Source organism: Myxacorys chilensis, assembly GCF_059505265.1.
Map to the genome: position 1 here is coordinate 138,351 of NZ_JCACKG010000149.1, position 16,002 is coordinate 154,352.

Below are 16,002 nucleotides of genomic sequence, written 5' to 3' on the forward strand. Positions count from 1 at the left end.
GCAGATGAACTTCAAACAGCACCTAATGACTTAATTAAATGCTCTTTTTGAATTACCACAGCGATTTATCAGCTACTTAGCCGCTAACGATTTGCCTGTTCTCCGAAGCTTTTACTGAACCGCTAGGATTGGATGTGGAGTAAGAACTAAGAGCCTAAGTAGAGGACAGCCATCTATGCTGCAAGTAGGGCAAGTTATCCACGATCGCTACCAACTCCAACAAAAGCTGGGTCAAAATGCAGGACGACAAACTTGGTTAGCAGTAGATTTAGAGACGCAAGCGGAACCTGTGATCGTCAAGCTGCTGGCGTTTGGTGATCAGGTGCAGTGGGATGACCTCAAACTGTTTGAGCGAGAAGCGCAAATTCTGAGACAGTTGGAGCATTCGCGCATTCCGAAGTATCGCGATTATTTTTCGATTGACGATCGCTTGCTGTGGTTTGGTCTAGTGTATGCCTACATTCCCGGTACATCACTGAAGCAATTGATTGACGATGGCAAGCGATTTTCTGAAGCCGATGTGAGAAAGATTGCGATCGCCGTTCTAAAAATTCTGCGCGATTTACATCATCTCAATCCGCCGATTCTCCATCGCGACATCAAACCTAGTAATCTGATTTTAGGAAAAGACGATCAGATCTACTTAGTCGATTTTGGAGCCGTACAAGATAAAGCAGCTAAAGAAGGCGTAACCTTTACGGTCGTTGGAACCTATGGCTACGCGCCGATGGAACAATTTGGGGGACGAGCCGTTCCGGCATCAGATCTCTATGCGTTGGGCGCAACGTTGATTCATCTATTAACTGGAACGTCTCCAGCCGATTTACCTCAGCGTAACTTGCAGATTCAATTTCGTGATGCTGTTACCCTAAGTTCAGACTTTGCAACTTGGATCGACCATCTGACTCATCCCGCACCCGAAGCAAGACTCAAAAGCGCAGAGCAAGCCCTGCAAGTTTTAGCCCATCAAACCGAATTACTTTCCGCTGCCGCAATTAGCTCAGAGCACAACTCCACAGGACTCGGCATTGAGCGCCCTCGCAATACTCAAATCAAGCTGAGTAAATCTCGCACTCATTTGGAAATCATCATTCCTAAACAGAAAAAAATTGATGCCATCGAATATGCAATCCCAAGATCAAGGGGTGTACCCGCCTTTCTCCTCTTGTGGGGAACAACTCTTATAAGCGGCATTACGCTCTTTATTGTGCTCCTGATTGCGCGGGGGTTTTGGTTTGGGTTTCATAGTCCTCTAGGCTGGATTCTTATTGGTCTAGGAGCAATCTTTTTCCTTTTTATAGCTCCTTGGTTTCGCCAAACTCGAATTCGCTTCACTCGTCAACAGTTTTTGATTGAAGAGCAGCATTTTTACTCCACCACATCTTGCATTACAGGCGCAACTCCAGACATTCGAGAAGTGTGGCGCGGAGATCGCTGCATTCAAATCACGTCAGGCCCTTACCGCAATGGGTATCGCCAAGATCGAATCGGGTATGAGTTGACCGACTTTGAGCAAGTTTGGCTGGTTAAGGAGATCAGAAAATGGCTAAAACTCAAACAGGAATAGGATCAGAGTTAATTGGGATCGCCGCATTTACCAGAGTGGTCAGAACGCCTGTTTGCTCTTGTCCGCTCGTCGATAAGTCGCTATAGCACAAGAATAATTTCTCCTCGGTTCTGCCCAATAAGTCCAGCATAATTCGACGCAAGCGTTGTTCGTTCATCGTTTGAGTATCTTCGACGCGCCAAGCTTGGCCTGACCAATGCTGAAGAAAAATTGGAGCCGCAAATAATGCATCGACCCCACTGAGCCAGCGCGACGACCCTGCATCCAGCCAAAATTGCCAACGGTGAGCGCGACGACTTGACCGATACTGAAACACAGTTGCTAAGGTGACAGCATTACTCGCAAGTCCAACCGGACGCACGGGAAACGGATTCGCCGTCACAGTTCCGTTTCTCAACAGTTGAATGAAGTTACGAACCGTCATTGAGGCTGGAGCGTCGCTAAAATCGCTGCGGCGTAAGCGATCGTCTACTTCCCAATAGTGCTGTGCGGTTTCTATCAACTCTCTCAGGGCAGCTAATTGATCAAATGGTAAGTGACTGCCACCTAGAAAAAATCGCTGAAGTGCGCGATCGCACATCACTACTGGACTCGCAATCAGTCTTTCTCGCAGCTGCTGACGCTGATCTTCAACCCATTTCACGATTCCCGCATAAGCATCGGCGGCCTGATACCCCAATCGATCCCACCGGGGAAATGCAGTGGCAGGCATCAGGTTTGGATGATCCGGGTGTGGCTCAAAGCAATAATCTGCTATCAATCCTGCTCGGACTGGATCAATCAAAAACGAGGCAGTACTCACAGATGACGTAGACAAGGTTTCGTCGCTCCTCCAGTCGGAGGCGGCTATTTTTTGGCTGAGGACGACTAACATTTCTGCGATCGCGTCTCGATCGACCAATCGACCCAAGCCAGGATAAATCAATGCGAGTAACGTCAACAGCGATCGGATAATCGGACTACTTGCGAGCGGACGCTGATCGTTCAGCAACTCAACCGGAATTCCTTTTTTTCTCAAAATTTCAGTCAAGCCATAACGAGAGATCGGATCGATTCCGGGGCCGATGATGGCAATCTCTCGCGGCTGAATTTGCCCCGACTGCACCGCTTTGACAATCACATCTCCGGTTTGACGAATCAATTGCGCTTGTGTCGTGGTTTGCACCGTTTGAATTGAGTCGGGCAAACTCGCAAAGAAAACCGGATCGCTAATAAGTTCAACAATCGACTCACCCAAATCATCCATCAGCGACGGCACAGACCGAGTTAGGGCAACTTCTTCGCAGCTAGACGCCAATTCTGCCATGTAGGTTGGGTCGGCTCCTAAGCCTAGCCGCACGGCCCCATCTGGGTTAAACCCAAACGCGCAGGCTGTGTCATTGTTCAAAAAGACCTCAAACAACTGCCGAGCGATCGCGGGAAATTCGTCTACGTCATCTGCAATGACGCCTTGAAAGCGATCGAGCAGATGCTTTTGATAAATCGGATTAGGCAACAAATAGCGCCAGTACAACTCGGTAATCAAGCTATAGGTGAGCAATCCGCGCCGCAAACACCAAAACCGCCACCGTTGCAACATCTCACCAACCGTCGCATAGGGAATCGAGAGTTCTGCCACCTGTCCTTCGATTCCCGGAACGCCTTGTTCTAGCAACAGCGGAATTTCGTCTAGCGTAATGCCGCTCAATGATGCCAGTTGCATCAAGTCTAGAATGCGCCGCACAAGCCTAGCTTCGCTGTAGCTCGTTCGAGCAATTGCGCTATCCAGTTCAGCCCGCCACAGCCGTGTGGCTAATTCCTGCTCGTTCTCTGGTCGCAGTCGAATCGGAAACGTCGCTTTCAGATCCAACGACCCGATGAGCAGTGACCAAAACAGCATGACTTCATCTTCAAAAAATCCAAGTGGCGTTGTTGAGCGAAAGGGGCATTTGCCTTGCGTTGCGGCTGTGAGGCGATCGGCAAGATCCAATCGGTTATCTCCGATCGCGGCTAACACCAAAACACCGATCGCGCTTTGCGTTACGCCACGAGTCAACCCCGGACGCACCCATTCGCAAAATTGATTGACCAAACGAGTCGTTTTGCCGCTCCGCGAAGCGCCTGTTACCCAAACAGAATTAGAACGCACAGATCAGCCTCAGATGAATTTGCTACAATCCTTAGCACTCTAACCATGCGATCTACCTGCACCGCCAAAGGCTAGAGACAAATGATTACCTCTATCCTAGATCTCCCTACATCAGCACGCTTAGAATGAACTACATCCGTTTCGCCGATCAATTCACAAACCAAAGTCAATTTTCTTCTCCACTCCAGTTGGATCTAAGTCCCATCCTTTACGCTACAACCGTTTGACACCCTTCATTCGTCAGTATTGCATCCCGATTGAATCATGAGAACGTCTATTTTTGCTCATTTGAAAGGATCGCTCCGCCGTGCCGAGCAGTGGTATCTCGAAACGCCCGATCGTGCCCTCGATTTAGCCTACGATGCGGCGTTAAAAATCAAAGCGATCGAGGACGAGCATTTCGGCGGCAAAAAAATTGCTCGGAATACTGGAGCGCTCAGCGATAACGCCTTCGCTTATTTTGAAACCGATCTCAAGCGGCATCTCCGCACGATTCGGATGCGGTTAACCGAGTTTCGCCGCAGTCGCTCGACGCTTAACACCACTAATCCCAATAAAGTTGCGACGGGGCGATCGCTGCGAACCATCGAAACTACAGCAATTGGCTCGGATCGATTTGTGCCGACCGTGCGAGATAAACCCGCGATCGCGCTGGAAAAACTAAAATTCATCGACGAAATTTTAGCTCGCTACGCCGAACAAAATCTGACCCTAGAAGCAGTGTCAACGGCAATGATTCCGGCTGTTGATCCAGATAGACGGTTGAGCAACACGGGTGAGACACCGCCCGATGAAAAAGTTCCAACCAATGCTGCTACAGGTGGCGACGACTTTGAATCGATTTCTGATAAAACGGGTCTGCTGCCGCGATCGATTTTGACCACCTTAAACCGATTGAGACGGGACTTAGATCCCAAATCAGAAACAGAAGTTGTTCAGACCTATCGACTTTCCAAAGTCAGAACATTGCTTGCCGTTCGATTTATTTTGACCCTCATTTTAATTCCGCTCTTGGTGCAGCAAGGAATTCGGAATATTGTTTTAACGAATGCCCTGCCCACAGGACACTGGATCAACCAACAGTTTAGGATTGAGGCTCCTGAAAAGATTTTTCTCAATGGAGAGATGACCGAAGAAGCGTTGTTAGATTTACAGCGGTTTGAAGAGCGATTGAAGTTTGAAAATTTATTAAAAGAAACATTAGATCGACGAGCATTTTCGGTAGAAGAAGCGGAAGCGCGGATCAAAGAACGAGCCGAAGCAGTCGAAGCTCAAATGCAAGAAAAAGCAGTGGAAATTGCCGAAACCTTCTCGCTTCATAGTACAGACGCGATCAAAAATTGGATTGCAGATATTTCGGGCGTAATCACATTTGCTTTTGTTCTCACCAATAGCAAACGCGAAGTCGAAATTCTCAAATCTGTTATTGATGAAGTTGCTTATGGTTTAAGCGATAGTGCCAAGGCATTTGTGATTATTTTATTTACTGATGTTTTTGTCGGATTTCACTCGCCGCACGGCTGGGAAGTGCTGCTGGATGGTCTTTCTAGACACTTCGGTCTACCTGCCAATCACGCTTTTATTTTCTTATTTATTGCAACCTTCCCCGTGATTTTAGATACGATTTTCAAGTATTGGATTTTCCGTTATCTAAACCGAGTTTCTCCATCGGCGGTAGCGACCTATCGCGAGATGAATGAATAACCTGCGGAAACGCTCAATTTAATGAAGAAATCGCCTAGCAGAACGGCTCAACGCTTTAGAGGAGAAGCATTCTAAGTGTAGCTGAAGTTAAATACTGGGAAGTCTAGAGCAAGCACCCGTCTCCCTAAATAACATCGGGAAAACTAATATCCTCTGACTTTAAGCTATGACTCAGCTTTTTCAAACCTCCGACGCGTCCACGGTCGATCAATTTGCAGCCGAAACCGATGCAACCTTAAACCAGGAACTAAAAACCTTACGACAAAGAATTACTCAGTTGGAGCAAGAGTTGAAACTGCGATCGCAGTCATTGCAGCAGGCAACTCGAGACACGGGTGCTCCCGTAGAGCTTGGCAAAGCCAATCGTGGCATTGGGCAAGCGGAAGGCGGCCATCGAGCGCTGATAGCAATTCTGGAAGCCAATGCCGACTTCATTGAAATTGACTCAATGGACGGGCAATGGTTGTATAGCAATCCAGCAGCCCTGAAACTGGTGGGTCTAAAGGATATTGAGGAAGCCAAGACGAAACAGATTAGCGACTATATCCTGCCCGAAGACCTCGAACACTTTCAGCAGCACATTCTGCCAACAGTAAAGCAAACAGGCTACTGGCAGGGAGAGTTACGGTTTCGCAATTTCAGTACGGGCGAAGTGATCCCGGTTGAATCTACCCTCTTTGTTGTTCCCGATTTGGTCACAAGTCAGCCCTTTGGTTTAGCAACCATCAGCCGCGACATTCGCGATCGCAAGCGCATTGAAGGAGAACTCAAACAACAGAGCGATCTGCTGCAACTGATTCTGAACAAGACGAGCGATGGAGTCATCGTGGCTGATGAACAGGGGCAATTTCTGATCTTTAACCCGGCTGCCGAACAAATGTTTGGCAGCGGAGCAACAGACACTCAACGCGAGGAATGGTCGGAACAATATGGGCTCTTCCTGCCCGACCGGGTGACGCCCTTTCCGACAGAGCAGCTTCCCCTTGTGCGGACGCTGCGGGGCGAACGTGTGGAAGATATGGAAATGTTTACCCGTCATAGCAACGCGCCAAACGGGCTTTGGACATCTATTAGCGGCACACCGCTAATAGATGTCAATGGAAAGCTCAAAGGGGGCGTGGTGGTCTGCCAAAATACCACAGAGCGCAAACAGGTCGAGGAACAGTTGCAGCAGAGAGAAGGCTTCCTGCACAGCCTCTATGAGGGAGCAGAGGTGGGCTTTTTTGTAATAAATGTTACAGAAATGGGAGAATTTCGCTATCACGGATTCAATCCTTTACTTGAACAAGTCGTTGGATTCAGCACTGCTCAAGTTCAGGGTAGGACTCCAGGGGACGTGTTTGGCGAAGTTACAGGTGCGAGCTTTGAGCAGAACTATCGACGGTGTACCCAGCTAGAGACGACCATTTCTTACGAAGAGTTTACTCACTTTGAGCAAGGGATTCAGTGGTTCTTAACCACGCTGTCTCCTCTGAAAGATGCTCAAGGCAGGATATATCGCATTGTGGGTACCACCATTGAGATCACCGATCGCAAGCAGGCAGAACACCAATTGTTGGAAACGAAAAATCTATACCAACAAATTCTGAATACCATCCCCGATTTTGTCTTATGCAAAGGAGTCGAGTCGCGCATTATTTATGCCAATAAAGCATTTCGTGACTACTACGATATGACCTTGGAGCAACTTCAGAACCTTACTGATGCAGCCTTCAATCAGCCAGACTATGCGCAGCAATGTGTGAAAGATGATGCCTATGTCTTCAACACCGGAGAAATCTTGGTGGTGGAAGAACTAGCTACTCGGCATGACGGCGAGGTACGCGTTTTTAGCACCATCAAGAGCGCAATTTTTGACACTGAAGGAAGAGTGATGCAAACCGTCGGCATCTCTCGCGATATCACCGAACGCAAGCGCGTCGAAGACGAACGCAAACAGGCAGAAGTCACTTTGCAACAGAAGACAACTGAACTAGAGCAAACTCTGAAAGATCTGCAACAGACCCAACTCCAAATGATTCAAAGCGAGAAAATGTCCAGTTTGGGTCAAATGGTGGCAGGCGTTGCCCACGAAATTAACAACCCCGTTAACTTCATTCACGGCAATCTGGCTCATGTTGGTGAGTACACTAAAGACTTATTAAATCTGGTGAATTTGTATCAGCATCACTATCCAAACCCGCCGCAGAGCATTTTGAATGAAATCGAAGTGATCGATCTAGACTTTCTCAGCAAGGATTTAACGAACGTTCTCCAGTCAATGCGAGTCGGTACTAACCGAATTCGAGAGATTGTGCTTTCCCTACGAAACTTCTCGCGCCTAGATGAAGCAGAAATCAAAGATGTCAACCTCCACGAAGGCATCGACAGCACTCTGACCATCTTGCACAACCGTCTGAAAGCAACATCGGAGCGTCCAGAAATTCAAGTTATCCGAAACTATGGAACGTTGCCGTTGGTACAGTGCCATGCGGGTCAACTCAATCAGGTATTTATGAATATTCTGAGTAATGCGATCGATGCCCTAGAACACCAAAATGACGATCGCACCTCAGAAATGGTCAACGCTCTCAGTTCCATTACAATTTCGACAGAGACCACCAGCCAGAACCACATCAAAATTACGATCGCAGACAATGGATCTGGGATGCCGGAGTCGGTCAGACACCGAATCTTTGACCCGTTCTACACGACCAAACCCGTTGGCAAAGGAACAGGGCTGGGACTTTCGATCAGCTATCAGATTGTCACCGAAAGACACGGTGGATCGCTTGAGTGCTTCTCTAGTGAAATGCAGGGGACACAGTTTGTGATTCAGCTTCCGATCCAAATTCGATAGAGTACTGAGGCGCATCAAGCCGCTTGGCCTCCGGATCTTGCTAGGCAATTGCGGGCTAACAGTTGGAGTAGAGACCCATGTTAGCCCGTGACGCTGCGGTGAATTAATCTAGCCTCTAAATTAACCCAACTATACGGGCGCAACTTTTTCTAAAATCAGCTTCGCCCGCTTCACTTGGTCAGGTACTGAAATCGGATAGTCTCCGGTAAAACACGCCGAACAGAAGCCATTTGTATCTTCTTTCGTAGCCGTCAACATGCCTTCCCAACTGAGATATTGAAGAGAATCAACTCCGATTTGCTCACCAATTTCTGCAACAGATTTGGTGGCTGCAATCAAATGATCTTGAGTATCTGTATCGATGCCGTAGAAACAGGGGTGCGTGACAGGCGGCGACGAAATTCTCATATGCACCTCGAGCGCCCCCGCATCTCGCAACGCTTTAACAATTTTGCGGCTGGTGGTTCCGCGAACGATCGAATCGTCCACAATGACCACGCGCTTTCCGGCAAGAACGTCCTTGAGCGGGTTGAGCTTCATCCGAATTCCCGCTTCTCGCATTCCCTGAGTCGGTTGAATGAAAGTGCGCCCAACATAGCGATTCTTGATTAACCCTTCGGCGTAAGGAATTCCTGATTCTTGAGAGAACCCGATCGCGGCAGGAATGCCAGAATCGGGAACCGCAATCACAATATCGGCTTCAACAAAAGACTCTTGAGCGAGCTGCCGCCCAATGCGTAGTCGATAGCTGTACAAGCTTTCCTCATGCATGACGCTATCGGGACGCGCAAAGTAAATCATCTCAAAAATGCAAAGCTTGCGTTCGGCTTTCTCCGCCCACTGAACCGACGTTAAGCCGTCGGCTGTAATCCACACAAGTTCTCCGGGCTGAATATCGCGTACATAGTCTGCGCCGATGATGTCGAGTCCGCAAGTTTCGGAGGCTAGGGCATAGCGATCGGGCGCATCAGGATCTTCTTTGGCGAGTTTTCCAAGCACCAAGGGACGAATTCCATTGCGATCGCGGGTGGCCAAGATGCCATCGGGCGTTCCAATCACCAAGCTAAACGCGCCGCTACAGCGTTTGAAGGCGCTTGTGGCTGCTTCGACCCAGTCTTTGCCGTCGTTGACTTCATCGCCTAGCGCGAGGGCAATCATTTCAGAATCGGTGGTGGTGATAAAGGCATGGTCGCGCTGAGACAGTTCTTCCCGGAGTTGAGCCGTGTTGACTAAGTTTCCGTTGTGCGCGAGGGCGAGCGATCCTAGACGGGTCGGTACGATCGCGGGTTGAGCATTGACAACTCGGCTTGATCCGGTGGTGGAATAGCGGGTGTGTCCTACAGCTAATGAGCCGGGCAGCTTTTCTAAAATGGTTTCGTTGAAGACTTGCGACACTAAGCCCATGTCTTTGTGCAAACTCACCTGATTGCCATCGAATGCGGCGATTCCTGCTGATTCTTGACCTCGATGCTGCAAGGCATACAACCCAAAATAGGCGAGGGTAGCGACCTGTTCTCCGGGTGAGTAGACGCCGAAGACGCCACACGCTTCTTCGGGTTTGTCAGGGGCGGCTAACGCGTCAATCTCTGAGTCGCTGGAGTTGCAAGACTGGTCGGAGAGAGAGTCATTCGGCAGCATAGGTTAGGCTCAGCTTAGGATGAAACGGTGAATTTAGAGACAGGAAGCAAAGATGGGAGAATGTAAAGGAATTCTTAACATTCTCTTAAATATCGCACAGATTTAGGTGAGAACTAAGGAAGGGGATAAATGATAGAGATTACTTGATGCACAGATAAGAAGAGATGATGAATGCTTCTACGGTCTCTTCTGTCGAGTCGTCTGCTAGGTATTGGTAGAGATGCTGTGTTAGAAGGGCTTACCAGAGTGAAGCATTGCCGGAGGCTGTTCTAATTAGGCTCAGGACTAAAGGGTCAATCGGCGTTCGATCGCAGTTGACCAGGTGGTGTGCATGAGTGCGATCGTAGCGTCGATTAAAACAGATGTGTTCCCTGAGCGTATCCGAAGAGAATGATCGGATGTCTCAACTTGACCTAGTTTTTGCCAATGGTTAGGGAGTTGGGTTTGAAGATAAGATTCCCATTCTGCAACGGTTTGGGGATTAACCGAGACGATGATTCTAGCGCCCCCTTCGGCAAATAAACTGTGATCAATTCTGGTTGAAAAAGATGGAAGGTTGATGGTTGCACCGCGATCGCCGCTGATGCAGGATTCGGCTAGCGCGATCGCGAGTCCGCCTTCGGCACAATCATGGGCAGAGTTAACCCAACCTTTACCAATGCCGTCTCGGCAAGCGGCTTGCACGCGCCGTTCGAGGTCAAAGTTGACGACGGGGGGTTGCCCTGCGATCGTGTGGTGGAGGACGGCGAGATATTCGGATGCGCCCAAGGTCAGCGAGGGAGAATCGTCGTCGAATCCGATACCAAGTAAGTAGATGGCGTCACCATCGTTCTTCCAGCCTTGTCCAACAATTCGAGTCAGATCAGGAATGAAGCCGACCATGCCGACAACGGGGGTAGGATAAATCGGCTGGGGGTTGCCGTTGGAATCTAGCGTCTCGTTGTAGAGGGAAACGTTGCCTCCAGTGACTGGAGTGGCGAATTCGGTGCAGGCTTCCGAGAGTCCACGACAGGCTTCGGAGAGTTGCCAATAGCCAATCGGCTTTTCTGGACTGCCAAAGTTGAGGTTGTCGGTCACAGCGATCGGGTCTGCGCCGACACAACTGAGATTGCGAGCGGCTTCGGCGACAGCGGCTTTGGCTCCTTCGTAAGGATTGAGGTAGACGTAGCGGGAATTGCAGTCGGTGGTGGCAGCGACAGCTTTGGTGATGGATGAAGCGGCTGGAGTAATGGATGAAGAGGTCGCGTCGGCGAGAGGGCGGATGCGAACGATCGCGGCGTCGGCTCCACCGGGGAGCATGATGGTGTTGTTTTGGACTTGATGATCGTATTGGCGGTAGATCCAACGTTTGGAGGCGATCGTTGGAGAGTCAAGCAATTGATTTAAAACATCAGTCCAGCTTAATGGGGTTCCGTCGATGTTGATTCCAGAGGGATCGGTAGAGGGGAGTTGGTCGGGTGTCCAGTTCCAGGCGTCACGGGCGTAAGCGGGAGGTTCAGCGATCAGTTCACGATGATAGATGGGCGTGTTGTCGGCAAGAGCGGTGGCGGGAATTTCAGCCGCGATCGCGCTTTGAAAGAGAATCCTGACGATCGGTTCTTCGATGACCGTGCCTGCCACAACAGCTTGCAGTTCCCACTTGTGGAAAATGTCGATTAATTCTTGTTCGCGCCCTTTTTGAGCGACAAACAACATGCGCTCTTGCGATTCGGACAATAAATATTCGTAGGGAACCATGCCCGTTTCGCGAGCCGGGATTAGATCTAAGTCAAGCTCGATGCCGACGCCGCCTTTTGCCGCCATTTCGGAGGTAGAGCAGGTGATGCCTGCGGCACCCATGTCTTGCGCGGCGACGACTGCCCCTGTTTTAAAGGCTTCTAAGCAGGCTTCGACGAGAGACTTCTCTAAAAAGGGGTCGCCCACTTGTACAGCGGGGCGATCGTCCATTGATTCGTCGGAAAGTTCGGCACTGGCAAAACTTGCGCCGCCCATACCATCACGTCCAGTGGTTGAGCCGACATACAGCACGGGGTTGCCGATGCCTTTTGCGCCTGATTTAACAATCTCGGTGGTTTCCATTAGGCCAAGCGCCATCGCATTGACGAGCGGATTGCCGGAATAGGCCGGATCGAAGTACACTTCTCCCCCAACCGTGGGGACGCCAATGCAATTGCCGTAGTGCGAAATGCCAGCCACGACGCCTGTAAAGATGCGGCGGGTGCGGGCGTCTTCTAGGTTGCCAAATCGGAGGGAGTTTAAGATCGCGATCGGGCGAGCGCCCATGGTGAAGATATCGCGTAAGATGCCGCCGACTCCGGTTGCCGCACCTTGGAAGGGTTCGACGGCAGATGGGTGATTGTGCGACTCGATTTTGAAGGCAAGTCTCATGCCATCACCGAGATCGATGACGCCTGCGTTCTCACCAGGCCCCACTAAAATGCGATCGCCCTCGGTCGGAAACTGTTTCAACAGGGGACGGGAGTTTTTATAGCAGCAATGTTCTGACCACATCACCCCAAACATGCCAAGCTCGGCTTTATTGGGGTGACGCCCCAAGCGCCGCACAATCTCGTCGTATTCGTCGGGCTTAATGCCTTCTGATGCAATCTCTTGTGCGCTAAACGGAGCGGCGGCAATCTCTGTCATAGACCCTTGCATGGATGGAACAGGTTCTTATTCTATCGGTAGGGTGGGACGGATGGGGAAGGAGATGGGAGAGATGAAGGATGAGGGATGAGGGATGAGGAGCAAAATAGGGATGATGGGAGAAGATTTTAAGAACGTTGAGGATCAGAAGGGGAGACTCTAGCTCAAAATAGGGTCATTCCTGTTTCAGACTCCATCCTTTCTGTTTTAGATAGGAATATTCCTGTTTCAGATGGGAACGTTTCTGTTTCAGATGGGAACGTTTCTGTCTTAGACTCCATTGTTTCTGTTTCAGATAGGGTCATTTCTGTTTCAGACCCCATCGTTTCTGTTTTAGATAGAAACATTCCTGTTTGAAACAGGAACGATCGCAACGAATATAGGAACGATGGTGCAAAAAGCTGAAATGCTTAGGTCAGCGCTGCCACGATCGCGCTAAAAACTGCCTTAAATGGCTCTCTAGCGTTCTCTAACTCCTTCACATCCCAGTCCGGCGGCTGGGGTTGATCCAGTTGCGATGCTTTTAGATACACCGGATAGCGAACTTCAATCTGAAGCGCTTCTACACCCGGCAATTGTCCGTAGTGTTTGGTGATGAATCCACCGTTAAACACCTTATTTTTCACCACGCGATACCACTGCCGATTGAATGCTCGCGCCACTGCCTCGATCATCTTCTCTGAACAGGTCTCTCCATTGCGATTTCCTAGACAAACATCATCGGTAATTAGCCCCAGAAAGCTGTGTAGATCCAAAAAATAGACCTGCCCAAAGCGATCGCGCGTCTCTTCTAAAAGCGCATTCAGCTTGGCATGATAGGGATCATAAAATTTCTCAATTCGCCGCTCAATCTCCGCTTGAGTTGGCAAAACTCGATAAATGGGTTGCCCAAATGCGGTAGTTTCAGGAATCACCGATGTCCAGAAACTGCCAAATTCAGGTTTTTTCACCGCTCGATTAAGATCCACCACATAGCGGCTGTGCGTCGCCTGCATCACTGTGATTCCTAGCTGCGGCAAAAATTGGTAGAGATGGTCAAGATGCCAATCGCTATTCGGCAGTGCCTTTAAATGCTCCGGCGTCATTGTTGCCGCGATCGCATCTGGCACAAATAGCCCACTATGCGGCAGATTCGCCACAATTGGCACTGCTTCTACTGTGGGAAACGAAAGTTTAAATAGCTCCATTCTGTTATACGTGTTGATTCATCCAATCGCGCAACACAATCAGCGCTTGCGCCAGCCCGATCGCGTCACTTTGTTCGAGAAACTCCAGCACCTGCGCCCCAGGCAAGAACGGAAACAACCCACTATTCGTTGATTCGACATATCGATTCCCTTGCGATCGATAGATCTGCAACGTTCCTTTTAGAACGTCATCTCCGACCGTCGTAGTGTAGCGCCAAATTTCAGGAACCCCCATTGATCCATACAGACTCAACCGATCCAACGAGCCACTGGATACCGCTACATCGACAACCAAATCAGGTGGAGCCACTCGCTCTAGATCTAATTCAGCTCGCTTTTGAATCGCGATCGGACTGCCCACCGAATAACACCCTTCCGGCTGAATCGCCCGTCCCAAGTCGGCACGTTTAAGCAAAAGCGACCCATTACAATACAGAGGCACCTCTGCTTCTTCAGCTACAACCAGAAGCAACGTCTCGATTAAGCGATCGCAACGCTCATGCTCTTCTAATGGCGTCATCATTTCCAGCTTGTCGCGATCGTAGGTTAGTCTTGCGGTTCGAGACGTGCCCAATTCACCGAGTAACGTCTCAAACTGTTGCCAACTCACCCCCGGCAGCATCACTCGCTTCTCAGAAGGAGAAGGATTCTTTGCCATAAAACACCCCCGGCTCCAAAATCTTTATCCTACTGCGTTCTCAACGCATCCCCGAGTGCCCTACTCAGCACCTTAAAATGAGATCTCTTTCAGAAGACCCACAGAACCGGATATTCTACTTCTTACGGAACCTAGTCACTTAAAATGCACTTCTCAAAAATTCTCATTGCAAATCGGGGAGAAATCGCCCTACGCATTATTCGCACCTGTGAAGAAATGGGCATTGCAACGGTGGCAGTGCATTCCACCATCGATCGCAATTCGCTCCACGTTCAGCTTGCCGACGAAGCGGTCTGCATTGGCGACCCTCCCAGCAGCAAAAGCTACCTCAACATCCCTAACATCATTGCTGCTGCTCTGACCCGCAACGCTACCGCCATTCACCCCGGCTACGGCTTTTTAGCCGAGAACGCTCGATTTGCTGAGATCTGCGCCGATCACAAAATCTCCTTTATCGGCCCCTCTCCCGACTCCATTCGCTCCATGGGAGACAAATCTACTGCCAAAAAAACGATGCAGCGCGTTGGCGTGCCCACGGTTCCCGGCAGTAAAGGGTTGGTTCAGAACGAAGAAGAGGCGCGTGCGATCGCTCAAGCGATCGGCTACCCAGTAATCATCAAAGCCACCGCAGGCGGAGGCGGACGAGGAATGCGCCTCGTCACAGCGGATGAAGACTTAGGCAAACTCTTTGCCGCCGCTCAAGGAGAAGCCGAAGCCGCGTTTGGAAACTCTGGTGTCTATATCGAAAAGTTCGTGCAAAATCCTCGACACATCGAGTTTCAAATTCTGGCAGACAGCCAGGGCAATGTGATTCACCTTGGCGAACGTGAATGCTCGATTCAACGGCGACATCAAAAGCTGCTCGAAGAAGCACCAAGCTCTGCTCTCACGCCAGAGTTGCGAGAAAAAATGGGAACCGCCGCCGTGCTTGCTGCAAAATCGATCAATTATGTTGGAGCGGGCACGGTTGAATTTTTGCTTGACAAGTCCGGCGACTTCTATTTCATGGAAATGAATACTCGCATCCAGGTCGAACACCCCGTTACCGAAATGATTACCGGAATCGACCTGATCGCCGAGCAAATTCGGATTGCTCAAGGCGAACCTCTGCGGCTGACCCAAGACCAAGTTCACCTAGACGGACACGCGATCGAGTGTCGCATCAACGCGGAAGACCCCGATCACAACTTCCGTCCCAGTCCAGGCAAAATCACTGGCTATCTTCCCCCCAGCGGTCCCGGTGTCAGAATGGATTCTCACGTTTACACCGACTACGAAATCCCGCCCTACTACGACTCTCTAATTGGAAAACTAATTGTTTGGAACCGCGATCGCCCCTCTGCCATCCGTCGCATGAAGCGTGCCCTGCGAGAATGCGCCGTCACCGGACTCCCCACCACCATCAATTTCCACCAACGCATTCTCGAAACCAAAGAATTCCAACGCGGCGAAATCTACACCAACTTCGTTGAGAAAGTAATGATGCCAAAAAAATAAACCTTCCCAGATTGAGCTAAATCTCAGAATTATTCAGATCTCGAATCCCCCACCCATATTTCGTTTGCAGGAGGCTTGGGGGAGGCAACCGTCTCCCAATGGCAGGGCTAGTTTATTGAAAGAAGGAAAAGAGGCGAC

General features: G+C 49.9%; 9 protein-coding genes. 4 read left to right on the top strand and 5 right to left on the bottom strand.

Annotated features, from left to right (window positions below; all coding sequences use genetic code 11):
- Positions 1-175: 175 nt before the first annotated feature.
- Positions 176-1,567, top strand: a complete 1,392-nt coding sequence (locus AC5JLB_RS11395) for a serine/threonine protein kinase (RefSeq protein ID WP_495873950.1) — start codon at positions 176-178, stop codon at positions 1,565-1,567.
- On the opposite strand, the gene AC5JLB_RS11400 is transcribed toward AC5JLB_RS11395, so the two are convergent.
- Positions 1,554-3,695, bottom strand: a complete 2,142-nt coding sequence (locus AC5JLB_RS11400; RefSeq protein WP_495873951.1) for a recombinase family protein — start codon at positions 3,693-3,695, stop codon at positions 1,554-1,556. The genes AC5JLB_RS11395 and AC5JLB_RS11400 overlap by 14 nt on opposite strands.
- A 264-nt stretch (positions 3,696-3,959) precedes the next feature.
- Here AC5JLB_RS11400 and AC5JLB_RS11405 point away from each other — a divergent pair, with 264 nt between their 5' ends.
- Both AC5JLB_RS11405 and AC5JLB_RS11410 read left to right on the top strand, forming a co-directional pair.
- The gene (locus tag AC5JLB_RS11405; RefSeq protein WP_495873952.1) at positions 3,960-5,399 is read left to right on the top strand and encodes a proton extrusion protein PcxA; all 1,440 of its coding nucleotides are present in this window, start codon (positions 3,960-3,962) and stop codon (positions 5,397-5,399) included.
- Positions 5,400-5,565: 166 nt separating this feature from the next.
- On the top strand, positions 5,566-8,238 hold the full coding sequence (locus AC5JLB_RS11410) for a PAS domain-containing sensor histidine kinase (RefSeq protein ID WP_495873953.1): 2,673 nt from the start codon (positions 5,566-5,568) through the stop codon (positions 8,236-8,238).
- Positions 8,239-8,367: 129 nt separating this feature from the next.
- Here AC5JLB_RS11410 and purF read toward each other — a convergent pair whose 3' ends face one another.
- The 4 genes from purF to AC5JLB_RS11430 all read right to left on the bottom strand — a co-directional run bounded on the left by purF (position 8,368) and on the right by AC5JLB_RS11430 (position 14,367).
- A complete protein-coding gene (gene purF / locus AC5JLB_RS11415) occupies positions 8,368-9,876 on the bottom strand; it encodes an amidophosphoribosyltransferase (protein ID WP_495873954.1) in 1,509 nt (502 codons plus the stop codon).
- A gap of 285 nt (positions 9,877-10,161) precedes the next feature.
- Positions 10,162-12,522, bottom strand: coding sequence for a phosphoribosylformylglycinamidine synthase subunit PurL (gene purL / locus AC5JLB_RS11420; protein WP_495873955.1), 2,361 nt, complete (start codon positions 12,520-12,522; stop codon positions 10,162-10,164).
- Between the two features lie 410 nt (positions 12,523-12,932).
- On the bottom strand, positions 12,933-13,709 hold the full coding sequence (locus AC5JLB_RS11425; RefSeq protein WP_495873956.1) for an N-formylglutamate amidohydrolase: 777 nt from the start codon (positions 13,707-13,709) through the stop codon (positions 12,933-12,935).
- Positions 13,710-13,713: 4 nt separating this feature from the next.
- Positions 13,714-14,367 (bottom strand): Uma2 family endonuclease, encoded by a 654-nt coding sequence (locus AC5JLB_RS11430; protein WP_495873957.1) that lies wholly within the window; start codon positions 14,365-14,367, stop codon positions 13,714-13,716.
- Between the two features lie 144 nt (positions 14,368-14,511).
- On the opposite strand from AC5JLB_RS11430, the gene accC reads away from it, so the two are divergent.
- Entirely contained in the window at positions 14,512-15,864 is a 1,353-nt protein-coding gene (gene accC, locus AC5JLB_RS11435; protein WP_495873958.1) for an acetyl-CoA carboxylase biotin carboxylase subunit, read from the top strand.
- Positions 15,865-16,002 lie beyond the last annotated feature (138 nt).